This window comes from Psychroserpens damuponensis (assembly GCF_000826655.1).
Lineage (GTDB): Bacteria > Bacteroidota > Bacteroidia > Flavobacteriales > Flavobacteriaceae > Psychroserpens > Psychroserpens damuponensis.
This window is the reverse complement of sequence record NZ_JXJO01000042.1, coordinates 1-14,881: the sequence shown is the minus strand read 5'-3', so window position 1 is coordinate 14,881 and position 14,881 is coordinate 1. Positions and strand designations below refer to the sequence as shown.

Genomic DNA, 14,881 nt, shown 5'->3' with positions numbered 1-14,881 from the left:
GTGGTGTACACCACAATGATGGCTTATTAGATGTAAATGGAATATTTGAAGAAAGATTTGATGTAATCCTTACCAATCCACCATTTGGAGCAAGGGTTGATAAAGAACTTAAAATTACAGCAGAAGACAGTCTAAAAAGCAAACCTCACTATCAAGAATGGTTAGATAAATATGATGATTATGAAAAAATCATCAATCAACGTGAAAAGGATATTAAGGAAAAAAGAAAGATTGTAGATAAATATGATGTGGGTAAAATTAGTACCCTAACTGAAATTATGTTTATGGAGCGTAACATCCGTTTATTGCGTAAAGGTGGTAGAATGGCAGTAGTATTGCCAGAAGGCGTTTTAAACACATCTAATCTTAACAAAGCAAGAGAATATTTTGAAGGTAGGGCAAAATTAATTCTAATTACCTCTATACCGCAAGACGTATTTATTGCATCTGGTGCAACAGTAAAACCAAGTTTGGTTTTCTTAAAACGTTTTACAGAGGAAGAAGAAAATAATTGGGCAACCATTACTAAAGAAGCTACCAAAGAAATTAATGCAAAGTACAAAAAGCAGATTACAGAGATTAAAGAGAAACTAAAACTAAGAGGTAGTGAAGCTCCAAGTACAGAAGATAAAAAAGCACTTAGAACAGAGTTAAAAACCATTGAATCTCAAATGGAAATAGAAATTAAAGCAATCATTAAAGAGCGTTTTAATTACAGTATTCCATTAGCAGAAGTAGCAAAAGCAGGCATAGATAGCAAAGGTGGTAGGATAAAGAATGAATTACCAGAGTTAAAAGATGAATACACTCAATATCGCAAAGAAAAGGAAATATGGGAAACTGATTTAGCCACTAATGCTGACTATAAAATCAAAAACAATTCAATAGTTCGTATTGAAAAAGATAGTATTGGAAACCTTAATGAAGTAGTGTTTTATGCAGAATAATGTTGTTAGTTCATATAGCTTTTTACAGTTTATAGAATTTACTAAGTTCAATACTTGGGATGTTCAAAAAAACACTTATATAAATGAATATCAGTTTGAAAACCCTATTTATTTATCTGAAATACTTACGGTATTTCGTGAGTCAGTTTCTCACAAACAAGCTAAAGATGAAGATTTAAGAATTATATCTAAAATTGATTTTGGTGGCAATCTTTATTTAAGAGAGAAAAATGAGATAGAAAAATATAAAGGGAATTTGTTTTTAGTTCCAAATAACACAATTGTTTATTCAAAAATAAATGTAAGACACGGTTGTATTTATCTTAACAACAGTAATCCTTTTGTTGTTAGTAACGAATATCCTTGCTTTACTTTTGATGTTAAAAAGGTAGATGGTGATTATTTAATACTCTTACTAAGAAGTGTTCCTTTTAAAAAACAAATTAATTCATTAAAAGTAGGTCTTGGTAAAGCAAGAGTTAAAGTAGCTGAATTTTTAAGTTTACAAATTCCACTACCATCTTTGGACATCCAAAAAAGTTTAGTAAAAGCCTATCTCAAAAATCTTAATCAAGCAGATAACCTTGAACAAGAAGCTACTAATTTAGAAGAACAAATAGATATTCTTATTTTAAAAAAACTTGGTATTAAGCTTAGAGAAGTAAAAAAACGTCAATCTGGTAAATTATACTTTGCAGAGTTTAATGAGTTATTCAATTGGGTACATAGTGCTGATGAAGCTACTTTTTTTGAAGATTTACAAGATGCAAAATATCCTGTTACAGAAATAGGTTTAGCATTTGATTTTATTAGTCGTCCTTGGAAAAAGAAAGAAGAATCTAAAGAGTATATTGAGTTAGGTGGTATTGACCCAAACTTTGGCGTTATGAAAACAAAAACCGTTTACGCCAAAAAAGCACCAAGTAGAGCAACTCAAACAGTAAAAACAGGTGATTTAATTATTGGTACTACAAGACCTTATTTAAAAAAGTTTGCCATAATTCAAGATAAAAATAACGGTGATGTCGCATCCTCTGGCTTCTCTACAATCCAAGAGAACAAAGAAAAGTATAATTTATATTTCTTAAATGAAGTTTTAAAATCTCCGATTGGTATCAAGCAATTTGAGATAAAAATGACTGGAGCTTTATATCCGGCAATCACTCAATCTGATTTATTAGAGTTAAAAATCCCTTTACCATCAATAGATATTCAGAATAAGATAGCTGAAGGTATTCAACAAATGAAGGACAGTCAAAAAGATAAATTTCAACAGGCACAACAACTAAAGAAACAAGCTTTGTTAGATTTTGAAAATGCCATTTTTAAACCTGCCGAATGAAATTAAAAAGATTACAAATAAACGGTTATAAAAACCTCCAAGACAAAACAGTTTTCAATTTTGAGAGTTGTACAAATTATGTTGCCCTAATTGGTTTAAATGGTTCAGGGAAAAGTAATGTATTGGAAGCAATCAGTAAAATAATACACAGTTATTATTACAAACAACCAGTAACAGACTTCACATTTCTTTTTGAATATGAAAAAGAAGATAAACTCATTCGTTTAGAAAACAACAAGGTTTATGTAAATAATAAGGAACGTAAAAACAGTATCAAAGATTTTTTGCCAGTTCAAGTAGTTGCGTCATATAGTGGTGAAGAAACTCGCTTGTGGGAAGATATATTTCAACAACCCTACTTAAAGTATTTTAATAAAATAAAGTTGAATTATATCAACCAAAAGCTACGCTTTTTATACATCAATAAATTTTCTTGGAGCAATGCACTACTTGCCTTACTATGCCACAATGAGGGTAAAGAATTTATAAAGGAACTATTAGGGATTGATAATTTACAAGAGGATATTAAAATACAATTTCAGTTTTCAGAAAAATATGAAGACAGGAAAAGCAAATTTTCTATTGCTGATACAAGCGAATTAACCATTCCTCAATTAACTGACCGTATAAAAAGAGAGCAAGAGGATCAAGCAGATAAATATTTACAAATATCTCAAATTGCATCTATTGACCTTGGCAATATTCAAAACGAATATCAAAATACAGAATGGTGTAAACGCTTTTTTGAATATCTCTTTTTAGCAACTATGCCAAAGAGTAAAAAGCTAATAACAGGTATAAAAATTGAGTTTAACAATAAAGATATTCGCAAACTAAGTGAGGGAGAAAAGAAAATATTACTAATAAAGTGTATCTCTACAATATTAGCTTCCGAAAATAGTATTGTACTTTTAGATGAGCCAGATTCTCACGTTCATTTAGACCGTAAAAAGCAAATAGTAGATACGTTTACCAATACGGAACATTTATCTTTTTTTACAACTCATTCACCTACACTCACAAAATATTGTGCTAAAGAAAACATCTTTAAAATTGAGGATGGAGAAGTAACAATTGCCAATAATATTTATGAAGGAGTAGAATATCTTATTGATGAAGATGATGTTTTAAAAACTATGTTTTCTTCCAATGACATAATTATTTGTGAAGGTAAAACAGATGATATTTATATATCTAAAGCCTTACATCATTTCAGAGCAGACTACCCAACATTACAATTTGATTTTCTAAGAGTTGGTGGAACGGATGCAGATAACATTAAACATTTAGTTGACAAGTTTCAAGTTGATACTGATAAAAAAATCATAATTCTTGTTGATAGAGATGGGGCTGGTGAAGGTGTTTACAAATCACTATTTCCAGATTCTACAACACAAAAGAAAGATATTGATTTTAAGAATTACCAAGACAATGTAATCTTCCTTATGATTCCTCCTATTGATACTGCACAAACAGGAAGTAATTTTCAAATAGAAAATTACTTTGGAAATGGTATGATTAGAGAAATTGCGAAAAGTTATGTTGATGAATCATATACGAACAACAGTAGTTTTACCGATTTATCAAACAAGCTTCAAGATAAGGTTAAATACAAATTACGTGAACATTTAACGGACAGCTCTAAAATGGAAGGCTTTAAAACACTACTAAATAAACTTTTGGAAATAATGACAGCGTAAATGGAAAACCTTACATTAAATATTATCCCATTCAGCCATCCAGTTCAAGAACTGGAGATAGGCTTTTATAAGCAAGAGAAACAAGGCTGTTATTCACTTTGGAAAGGCGAATATCCTCAATCTTTTTGGGATGATTTTAATGAAGAAATGCAAAACTGTGATAAGCTATATACAAACTTTATAGATACCGAGAATTGCGATTATAAAGCAAGTGTAGATTTTTCAAAGAACAGAAGATTAGCAGTACATTATTACAGTAGATTAATCTATAACTACTTTGAAACAGTTGCAGATGCAGTAAAAATCAATTTTGTAAAAGATATTCAAATATGGTTTAAAGATGAAACTAAAAGTACAGCAGTTTATACTTCGTATAAACGCTTTACTATAAAAGTGCAATTTCACAAAGTAACAGAATCACCTGAGTTATTAATATCTTTTGATGGCAATACAACCGCATATAACAAGTCTTTAGCAGAATTAGATGATTTCCCGCCAGAGCTAATAAATTACGTCAAATACAACACCCAAGTAGTTAAATATGAGTTTGCAGAAGATGCTATAAAACAGCATATAGAAGAACTATATCCCATACTTTCAAATCCTATTCGAGACTATCTAAAGATAGCTCGACCAGATTTTAAAAGAGGTAATAAATACAAACCGTATTACAAGAACATTACAGACTTCTACCATAATCACTTAAATTCTAAAGAATTTAAAGCGATACTTCCTATATCAGAAGATGGTTTTTATAAAATGCCAAAGCATAAAGTTCACAAAACCTCTTTCAATTCAAATAAGCTACGCTTCTTTAATAATACAGATATAGTTCCGCACAATGGAATGAAAAATATAGGACCATACAAAGCAAGTCCGCATCCAAACGTGAGGTTCTTTTTTATCTACCATAAGCCTGATAGAAACTTTGCAGTAAAAACACTCTACGAGTATTTTACTGAAGGTTACAAATCACCTGAAGGCTATTTGTACTTCAAGCCTTTAAAAACTTATATAAAGCAACCATTCCTTATAGATAAAGATACAAGTATTGCTTTTGAGAGTCCAGAATCAGCGTTAAGAGAAGTAAAACAAGGTTTGCTAAATCTCGAAAAACAACCCAATACAAAGTATGTAGCTATTTATGTAACGCCAATTCACAAAACAGAAACAGACGAACAGCGTAAAATGCTGTATTACCAAGTAAAAGAAGAATTATTAAAACACGATATAAGCTCACAAGTAATTTATAAAGACAATATTGGGCATAAAGATTTTAGCTTCTACTTACCTAATATCGCTATCGCTCTATTAGCCAAAATAGACGGTATTCCTTGGCGTTTAGATAGAGATACAAAAGAAGAATTGATAGTGGGTGTAGGTGCTTTCACTTCGCTCAATCACAACATAAAATATGTTGCAAGTGCTTTCTGTTTCAATAACAATGGAGAGTTTAAAGGATTTGATTGTTTTAAAGCCAATGAAACAGAACTATTAGCAGGTACAATAGGCAAACAGATTTTAAAATATGTGGTAGATAATGGAGAAAGTGCCAAAAGGCTAATCATTCATTTTTACAAGAAAATAAGCAATAAGGAATTAGAGCCAATCAAAAAGATGCTCAACAAATTAAACCTTACCATTCCTGTAGTTATTGTAACCATTAATAAAACCACATCAGAAGATAATGTAGCATTCGATACCAGCAGCCATAATTTAATGCCTGTAAGTGGTACATATTTAAAAATTGGTTGGGATCAATACTTATTATTCAATAACACTCGCTACAATGCAAGCGATACCGAAAAGGATAATCCATTTCCAGTAAAATTGTCTTTTTCTTCAACAGTAGATAATTATTTTGACGATAGAAAAGTAGTAGAAGAATTAATAGACCAGGTATATCAATTCAGCAGAATGTATTGGAAATCTGTAAAACAACAAAACTTACCAGTAACCATAAAATACCCAGAAATGGCAGCAGAAATATTCCCTTTCTTTGAAGGCGATAAGCTACCTGATTTTGGTAAAAATAATCTTTGGTTTTTATAACATTTATATGAAGGCATCAGCAAAAAATCTATTATCAATTATAAAAGAACCTAAACAGTTCATTATTCCTATTTACCAACGTACATACAGTTGGCAGTTCAAACAATGTGCTTTATTACTCAAAGACATTCAAGCAGCATCCACTTCTGAACAAGGGCATTTCATAGGTTCAATCGTTTATTTTCAACCAGATATACATACCATTGCAGAGATTAATAAATACTTAGTAATTGATGGGCAACAGCGTTTAACTACCATTACTTTATTGATTGCAGCTATTGTAAAGTTCATAGAAAAGAATCCAGATTGTGCAGTAGATACAACAGCCAAAAAGCTAAAAAACTACTACCTGTTTAATGCAGAAGAGGACAATGATTTATACTACAAATTATTACTAACAAGAAGAGATAAAGAAACGCTTACAAACCTATTAACCAATAAACCTTTACCAACAAAACATTCAAATAGAATCATAGAAAATCACGACTATTTTTATAAGCACATTGATAAGAATAACATCAATAAAATATACAAAGGGCTTCAAAAATTAATAGTAGTTGATGTAGCATTAGAAAGAGAAAAAGACAATCCACAATTAATATTTGAGAGTCTAAACTCTACAGGCTTAAACCTATCACAAGCAGACCTTATTAGAAACTATATTTTAATGGGTCAAGAACCAACATTCCAAAAACACCTATACGAAACCTATTGGTATCCTATGGAACAAAGTTTTGGAGAAAACATAAGTGCTTTACCTTGGTTTATGAGGGATTATTTAACAATGAAGCTGAATAGTATTCCTAAAATTGGAGAGGTTTACGATACGTTTAAACTGTATTTTAATAACCATAAAGATAAATTAGGAACAGAAAATATTGTAAAAAGTCTTTATGAATATTCGCAATATTATGTTGCGATTGCCTTGCAAAAAGAAGAAGATAAAACCTTAAAATCTGTACTTAAAGAAATTACCAAATTGCGTATGGATACTTCGTACCCATTCTTATTGGCAGTTTATGGAGATTATAATAATGAGCTAATCACATTTGATGAATTTGTAGAGATATTGCACCTTACTAAAAACTACGTTTTTAGACGTGCTATTTGTGGTATTCCTACCAACAGTTTAAACAAAACATTTGCTACACTTTACAAAAATATTAAAAGTGAAACCTATGCAGAATCTGTTAAGGCAGCATTTATGTTAATGGATGGATATAGAAGATTTCCAGATGATGCAGAATTTACAAGAGAAATTCAATTAAAAGATGTTTATAATTTTAGGTCAAGAAATTACCTTTTAGAATCCTTAGAAAACTTCAAGCGAAAGGAATTAGTAAATGCAGAAAATTATACCATAGAACACATAATACCTCAAAATCCAAAAACACCTATAGAGTGGCAAAAGGAATTAGGCGAGAATTGGAAAATTGTAAAAGAAAAGTATTTACACACCTTAGGAAACCTATCATTAACAGCTTATAATTCAGAATTGTCTGATAGACCATTTACCAATAAAAAGACTATTGAAGGAGGTTTTAATGACAGTCCGTTATTCTTGAATAAATCGGTAAGAGTAGCTGATGTATGGAATGAACAAGCAATCAATAACAGAGCAACAGCATTAGGAGAAAGAGCATTAAAAGTATGGACATCACCTTACTTGAATGAAGAAGTTTTAGATATGTATAGAGCACCTCAAACCTCAAGAGATACAGTTCAATATACCATAGAACAATATGAACATTTACAAAATGATATGTTAGCCTTATATCGTTTGTTTGAAAAAAGAGTGTTGAATATTGATGCCACAGCAAAAGTTGAATTTAAAAAGCTATACATAGCATTTAAGGCACAAACTAACTTTGTTGATGTAGTACCTCAAAAAGTAAAATTACGTTTATCCTTAAATATGGATTTTGAGAATATCAAAGACCCTAAAAACCTATGCAGAGATATTAGTGGTTTAGGAAGATGGGGTAATGGTAATGTAGAAGTCAATTTACGTGATGCATCAGAATTAGATGATATTATCGAATTAGTACAACAAGCATTTGAAGAACAGATGAACGGATAATTTTATAGAATAAAGTGATTTGTTATCTGGTTTAAGCCTTTAATCAAAGGTTTGTCATATTCAAATACAACAATTTCTATCATCACAATCGAGAATAAAAATAATGGCTTACATAATCATTCCAATACTAATAGTTGCAGCTCTTTTATTCGCAAACAATAAAAAGAAACTTAGATTAAAAAAAGAAGAGGAAGAAAGACTGCGACTGGCAGAAGAAAAAAAGCGTCTTGAAGAACTGGCAATACTTCACGATAGTCAACGTAAAGAATTAAATCCATTTTTAGCTAAAATTACTGAATTTAATGAGTTGTTTGAAAAGTTTAAATCTCAACCAAAATATATATCCAATTTCCAAATATTTAATTTCAAGAAAGAGACCGCACACTATTATAACGAAATCAAATCAAAGAAATACAAACACTTACCCAATTTTGAAACATCAATAAAAAAGATAAATTCCTTTAAATACACTTATGAAAGGATTGATTCTATTTTAAATTCTCGCAATGAAAATTTCATTGAATCTGAATTAAAAAATACAGATAGCTTATTAAGTGATGTTGAAGGTAAATCGCTCGATACTCAGCAACGTAAAGCAGTAATCATAGATGAAGATAACCAATTAGTTATTGCTGGTGCAGGCTCAGGAAAAACTACAACAATTGCAGGTAAAGTAAAGTATCTAACAACTATTCAAAATATAAATCCTCAATCTATTTTATTAATCTCATTCACTCGTAAAGCAGCAGACGAAATGCGAGATAGGATTTATAATAAAATGAATATTGACATACCTGTTAAAACCTTTAATAAGTTAGGTTTAGATATAATAGCACAAGTAAATAACTTAAAACCATCAATATATGATGCAAATGGTAAATCACACTTAGAACGCATATCTTCTTTTATTGACCACGCTAAAGAGAGTGAAGAGTATTATAATTTACTAATTGATTTTATTTCCTACTATCTAAAACCTTACAAGGATATAGCAGAATTTGAGACAGATGCTGAACATAACAACTATTTAAATGAGCAAAAATTAGAAGGCTATAAAATGGTTGAAAAAAGACGTAGCAATGGTCAGGTTATTCGATACAGAGAACGTTTAAAGAGCCAAGAAGAAGTTTTTATAGCTAATTTTTTGTTTAGGAATGGCATTAATTACGAATATGAATAAAAATACCAATACAAAACAGCAAGTAAGCAATTTGGTCAATACAAACCAGATTTTTATTTGCCTGATTACAATGTATATATAGAGCATTTTGGAGTTGATGAAAATTGGAATGTACCTGATTGGTTTAATGGTAAAGATGGTAAGTCTGCAAAAGAGGTTTATAATGAGGGTATTGAATGGAAACGTCAAGAACATAACAATAATTCAACAACATTAGTAGCATCCTATTCTTGGCAACAGAAAAAAGGGATTCTATTATCAGAACTACAAAAGAATTTAGAAGATGTTGGGGTAGTTTTTAATCCTATATCAAACGATAAACTATGGCTATATTTAAAAGAAAATGCTTCTAAAGATATTAGCGATTTCACTCAATTATTAGATACGTTTTTAGTCTTATTAAAATCAAACAATGAAGCTATATCAAACCTACAAAAGAGAGCATTAAAAGAAGATAATGACCGTGCTATTAAGTTTTTGGAATTATTTGACCCAATATTTCATTCGTATCAAGAATATCTTTCAGAGGAAGAAGAAATTGATTTTAGCGATATGATAAATAACGCTACAGATGTAATACAAGACAATTTTTATCAATCACCATACGATTACATTATTATTGATGAATATCAAGATATATCCAAAGCAAGGTTTCAATTAATTAAAGCACTATTAGACCAAAAACCAAGCACAAAACTTTTTTGTGTTGGTGATGATTGGCAATCAATATACCGCTTCGCAGGTAGTGATATTGGCTTATTCACAAACTTTGAAAAATATTTCAAATCTTCTACAGTCCCAAATTACAGTAGAGTAACTCAAACCTCATTTATAGAATACACTTACAGGTTTGATAATCAACTTATCGCCCTATCAAGTAATTTTATTCTAAAGAATCCAAATCAAATATCTAAAAAGCTAAAAAGCCACCATAAGTCAGAAGAAGTACCATATTCTATTTATAAACATTCAGACCCAGACAGAAAGAGTAAAAATTTACATTTAGCTTTAAGAAGTGCATTAGTTAATATTGCCGAAAAAAGCGAGAATAATGATGCTTCAGTATTACTTTTAGGTCGCTATGATTTTGAAAGAAAAAATTTCTTTAATGGTAATTTTCTAATCGAGAAATATAATAAAGTAAGTAATCAATATGAATATATATGTAATGAGTTCCCTAATCTTAAAATAAGGTTTTTAACAGCTCATAGATCTAAAGGTCTTGAAGATGATTACGTAATTATTACAAATTGTAGCTCTGGTACTTATGGCTTTCCTTCAGAAATATCTGATGACCCTTTATTAAATTTTTTACTATCTAAAGCTGACCAGTTTCCCAATGGTGAAGAAAGAAGATTGTTTTATGTAGCAATGACAAGAGCCAAAAAGCACGTTTCTTTTTTAGTTAATAATGATTATACATCAAAATTTATTGATGAAATTGAAGCAAATGAAAAAATAACAGCTCTTCAATGCGATTGGTGTGATAATGGTAAGTTAATAGAAAGAAATGGTAAGTTCGGTTATTTCTATGCCTGTAATAACAGTCATTATTGTAATTACACAAGAAAAATAACAGCCAATGATTTTGAGGTTTTAGCAGATGAATATTATAAAAAAGAAGAGTTCACATTAGCTATTGAGTATTTTGAAAAGTATTTATCATTACAAGAAGGTAAATCAAATACTTATTATTCTTTAGGGCGTTCTTACGAACAAAAATCAGATTTAAAAAACGCATTAATAAATTATGAAAAGGCGATTGCCCAAGACAATTCAAACGCATACGCTTATTATTGGTGTGGTAGTGTACAATTTGATTTAGATAATTACAACAAAGCAGTAGAAAAATGGTTAGCATTTAACAAGTTTAAACCAAATAGTAATTCTGTTAATTATTGGTTAGCACAAGCCTATTTTAAATCAAGACACTTTTATAAAGCATTACATCATATAAATAATGAGTTAAAAGAAAATCCTACTAATTCAGATGCTCAAACATTAAAAAAGCAATACACAGTAGCTTTACAAAAAAGATATACCACTAAAGAAACTAATATCAATTCAAGTGATTTAGATACCATTAAAGGTTACATACAATTAGCTGTAGATTTTGATGTGAATGTAAAATTCAATTACCATAAATCAAAACAATTTGAAGGTGGTGTTCAAAGTCTTAGAACTATCAAGCCAAAAGGATTTAAGGTAATAGGCCAACATAATTCGATTTGCGTTTTTGGTTATTGTTATATGCGCGAAGAAGAAAGAACATTTAATATAGAACGTATTTCAGATTTGAAAATAAATCCTAATGCAATAGAATTTTGGTCTAATTAAGAACATAAAACTATAAGGTGTGCCAAAGGCACGACTTTAATAACGGTTGGTTCCGTAGGTTTCTTCCACAGCCTATAAAAATCCAGCGTTAATCGTGCCTCATAACTCCTCTGTCTTTTTATAGGCTTCCGTTTTCCCACGCTACAGTTGTTATTTTCTGTCACACTTTTTGCAAGCCAACGCTAATTATAGCACATTACTATCCTCGTTCCTGCGGTAGTAAAGAGCTATGCCAACACACAAAAGCAAAAAGGCGTATGCACTCCAAAGTACCGCTCTGTGCAACTTGTGCCAGAAAATAACAACCCAAAGCTATGTTTACATAATGTGGCATTATAGTACATACCCAAAAGGGCTTCATTGCATTACGGGCTTCGCCTATGTCCTATAATAACATTATGTAAAATATCCGCTCATTGCCAACGCTTTAAACCTACTACACCAACCGAAAGACCACAATTCCCCAACCACCCTTTTCAGCGGTCAGAAAAAAAATAAACTATGAGTTAATATCGGCTTATAGCAGGTACATTTCATTCTCTCATTTCGTGCCTACATTCTTTCATTACATATACCCACTAACGCCTAATAAGGCAAGCAAGAGTAGCTCATTCTCTACACTTCACTAAGCCACACACTATTCCATTACGCAATCCGTATGCAAAGCCACCGCACAACAACTTTGCAGTAAATTGTAAAGTTTGCAAAGTCTGCAACCTTGTAATGCATACAGAATTACTTCATTCCATCCCACCGCATTTAGTTCCGTTTCTTTCCATCGCTACACTTGCCACACACCAGCCCACGCTTTTAGAATAGGTATAGTTTATTTTTTTTCTGGTCATATTTCCCCAAAGGAATTGAACAACACAACAAGCATTTTTCAAATAAGAGGAGTAGTAAATAATGTTATGCCAAAAGAATAAAAAAGGCAGCAAATGTAGGCGGTTACAATTGGTCTGAAAAGGTCAAGCCCTACGGGTTTTAAAAAAAATCTCCACCCACAAGGGGTAGTATTTTCCTTAAAAACCTTGTCAGCCCACTTTCCACCACCAGTTGGATGGCTTTCTTTTTTTTTCGTTTTTTTCTTTGTCAAAAAATTTTGTGAAGGGGATTTCGGAAGCCAACTAAAATTCTCGGAAAATGACAAAATTCACTCTCAAAACTTACAGACCATCAGCCGAAACTGAAAAGCCACATTTCTACATTCTGAACAAAGGGATGAACAGCGGAAAGCCACTAAAACAACCTTGTCCGAATTGCTTCATTTTGATAGCACCCACAGAGGAAGCCAAAGAGCAGTTATATTGGTTATGTTTTGGGCTATGGCGTGCAAAATCCTTTCATTACTATTTAAAAGGTTCAGTTATTCCATTCATCACAAAAAACGACCTTAAACAAGGCATTTTAAACGGATTTGAACAGGCAAATAGTGATATTCCAATTTTCAAAAAGTCGGTCAAAGCCTTACAGCTTTTAGAAGAGCAAGAAAAAGTTTATAAACTCAACCTAAAACTAATTGATGATGCACGTAGGGTGGTTTTCTATCGCTATATATCTAAAAAGCGATATTCTTAGGGCTACTCATATTTGAGTACTGTATAAGGCATATTATAGCCCAATATGATTGCACCGTCTTAATAAAAAAATGCAAACCTTACAAAGTGCCAAAAAGAAAAGCCTACTCAAATGAGCAGGCTTTCTTCTAATTCCATAAATCTCTAAAATGGCATCTTAGAATATTTCGGAAATCTTTAAGGCGTTACCTTGTGCAAATACATAGTAGTTTGAACCTACTTCTTGATAAAACTCAATACCGATAGAGTTTAAAACACTTACATCAGCTGTCATAGTTGGAGAACCTGGTAATGTAGCAACCAATGAAACCAAAGAGGTAACAGAATCTACAGGTAAATAAGCAGAATACTGAACATCTTTTAATTCATTCAAACTTGCATCTTTAGGCTCATAAACCTTTGTAGTAGTGTTGAACTCATAATCAGATAATACTGAAATAGCATTGATAATTCTAAAGTGAGTTGCACCGGCTGGAATGTTTAAGTAATTCAACGGATTGAATGCAGGAACATCCAAAGTTGAACTATCACGAGAACCAGCAGGAGTAATAGTGAACGGAGCATTAAAAGCACCATTGAATGAAGTGAATCTGTTAAAATCAAATCCTTTCAAATAGTTTGGTACTGCAGAAACCAATACAGCTCGTCTACCTCTGGCTTCAGAACCATCTTCTAAATTGATTTTTTTCATTATAGCAGTTAATCTTCCAGTCACTTGACTGTCTGCCATATTTTTCATTAGGCTTGCTAATCCGACTCTTACGGATTTACCAACCATTGCACAACCTCCAAATTCGTTCATATTTTCACGAGTTCTTTGAAATGCTGGGTCAGTTGCAATTTGTTCAGCAGTTGGACCACCAGTCAAACCTGCAAAATAACCTTCATTTCCTTTAATTTTAAAATGTCTAATATCTCCAAGAGTACCGACATATTTTAGGGGACCTTTCTGTCTTGCCATTTCTGTAAATTTTTAAATGTTAATAATAATTCTTACTATTACAAATATAAGTCTAACACATTGACTATCAATTGAATAATAAACGTAAACAAATGCAAACAAGTGCTAATAAACAAACAAGAGTAAGACCACACTATGAAGTGGTTAAAGTATTGGACGGAGACGGACTAATTGTAAGAAATATTTTCACAAATAATGAAGAAGAGATAAGGCTATTAGGTATTGATGCTCCAGAGATTAAAGTATGTAGAAAATTAAAGCAAGATGAAAGAGAAGTGAATATCTCAGGCACGTATTTAATTGAGTTGGGTTTTAAGTCTATGAAATTTCTACTTAAAAAAGCCAAACCACAAACAAGCGTTACCATAGTCCAAGAACAATCAAATCTTACAGATGCTTTTGGAAGAACATTAGCTTATATCATTTTGCCAAATGGCAAAACGCTTAATGAAATAATGGTCAGAAGAGGTTATGCAAAGCCATACAACAAGGTTTTCTGTTCAGAGTTACCAAAGTACCAAGCACTTAATTTGAGGGCTAAAACAAAGAAAAAAGGTTTATATTCGCTTATCAATTCGTTCTAATCTCCCTACATTTACTTGTTCTTATTATCTCTTATTTATAGTTTATTGTTGCCTATTTGTTGCCCAATAGACATAACTAACTGATATACAGTACTACTTTACTTTTTGTATTGGGAAGTAA

General features: G+C 31.3%; 10 protein-coding genes. 9 read left to right on the top strand and 1 reads right to left on the bottom strand.

Features of this window, described 5'->3' with window-relative positions; genetic code table 11:
* From TD29_RS17115 to TD29_RS17075, 8 genes are all read left to right on the top strand, one after another.
* The coding region (locus TD29_RS17115) for an N-6 DNA methylase (protein ID WP_040282639.1) at positions 1-947 on the top strand (947 nt) is incomplete at its 5' end.
* Entirely contained in the window at positions 937-2,289 is a 1,353-nt protein-coding gene (locus tag TD29_RS18110; protein ID WP_052467172.1) for a restriction endonuclease subunit S, read from the top strand. The genes TD29_RS17115 and TD29_RS18110, both read left to right, overlap by 11 nt.
* On the top strand, positions 2,286-3,989 hold the full coding sequence (locus TD29_RS17105; protein ID WP_040282637.1) for an ATP-dependent nuclease: 1,704 nt from the start codon (positions 2,286-2,288) through the stop codon (positions 3,987-3,989). Before TD29_RS18110 ends, TD29_RS17105 begins: the two co-directional genes overlap by 4 nt.
* A complete protein-coding gene (locus tag TD29_RS17100; RefSeq protein WP_040282634.1) occupies positions 3,990-6,041 on the top strand; it encodes a Piwi domain-containing protein in 2,052 nt (683 codons plus the stop codon).
* Positions 6,042-6,048: 7 nt separating this feature from the next.
* A complete protein-coding gene (locus TD29_RS17095; protein ID WP_040282645.1) occupies positions 6,049-8,121 on the top strand; it encodes a DUF262 and DUF1524 domain-containing protein in 2,073 nt (690 codons plus the stop codon).
* A gap of 103 nt (positions 8,122-8,224) precedes the next feature.
* Positions 8,225-9,301 carry a UvrD-helicase domain-containing protein gene (locus TD29_RS17090; protein WP_040282632.1) on the top strand — a complete coding sequence of 359 codons (1,077 nt, stop codon included), beginning with the start codon at positions 8,225-8,227 and terminating at the stop codon, positions 9,299-9,301.
* Between the two features lie 57 nt (positions 9,302-9,358).
* Positions 9,359-11,638 carry a UvrD-helicase domain-containing protein gene (locus TD29_RS17085; protein WP_040282630.1) on the top strand — a complete coding sequence of 760 codons (2,280 nt, stop codon included), beginning with the start codon at positions 9,359-9,361 and terminating at the stop codon, positions 11,636-11,638.
* 1,143 nt (positions 11,639-12,781) lie between these two features.
* Positions 12,782-13,216: a DUF6943 family protein gene (locus TD29_RS17075; protein ID WP_040282626.1), complete on the top strand. Its 435-nt coding sequence runs from the start codon at positions 12,782-12,784 to the stop codon at positions 13,214-13,216.
* Between the two features lie 156 nt (positions 13,217-13,372).
* Here the strand turns inward: TD29_RS17075 and TD29_RS17070 are convergent, their stop codons facing one another.
* Positions 13,373-14,176: a hypothetical protein gene (locus tag TD29_RS17070; RefSeq protein ID WP_052467171.1), complete on the bottom strand. Its 804-nt coding sequence runs from the start codon at positions 14,174-14,176 to the stop codon at positions 13,373-13,375.
* 92 nt (positions 14,177-14,268) lie between these two features.
* Here TD29_RS17070 and TD29_RS17065 point away from each other — a divergent pair, with 92 nt between their 5' ends.
* Entirely contained in the window at positions 14,269-14,760 is a 492-nt protein-coding gene (locus TD29_RS17065) for a thermonuclease family protein (RefSeq protein WP_052467170.1), read from the top strand.
* The last annotated feature ends 121 nt before the right edge of the window (positions 14,761-14,881 follow it).

What these genes read in the sequence shown, in the direction of transcription:
- TD29_RS17070 (WP_052467171.1), bottom strand. Translation starts at nt 14,176, where the DNA reads ATGGCAAGACAGAAAGGTCCCCTAAAATATGTCGGTACTCTTGGAGAT.
- TD29_RS17095 (WP_040282645.1), top strand. Translation starts at nt 6,049, where the DNA reads ATGAAGGCATCAGCAAAAAATCTATTATCAATTATAAAAGAACCTAAA.
- TD29_RS17100 (WP_040282634.1), top strand. Translation starts at nt 3,990, where the DNA reads ATGGAAAACCTTACATTAAATATTATCCCATTCAGCCATCCAGTTCAA.
- TD29_RS17090 (WP_040282632.1), top strand. Translation starts at nt 8,225, where the DNA reads ATGGCTTACATAATCATTCCAATACTAATAGTTGCAGCTCTTTTATTC.
- TD29_RS17105 (WP_040282637.1), top strand. Translation starts at nt 2,286, where the DNA reads ATGAAATTAAAAAGATTACAAATAAACGGTTATAAAAACCTCCAAGAC.
- TD29_RS17065 (WP_052467170.1), top strand. Translation starts at nt 14,269, where the DNA reads ATGCAAACAAGTGCTAATAAACAAACAAGAGTAAGACCACACTATGAA.
- TD29_RS18110 (WP_052467172.1), top strand. Translation starts at nt 937, where the DNA reads ATGCAGAATAATGTTGTTAGTTCATATAGCTTTTTACAGTTTATAGAA.
- TD29_RS17075 (WP_040282626.1), top strand. Translation starts at nt 12,782, where the DNA reads ATGACAAAATTCACTCTCAAAACTTACAGACCATCAGCCGAAACTGAA.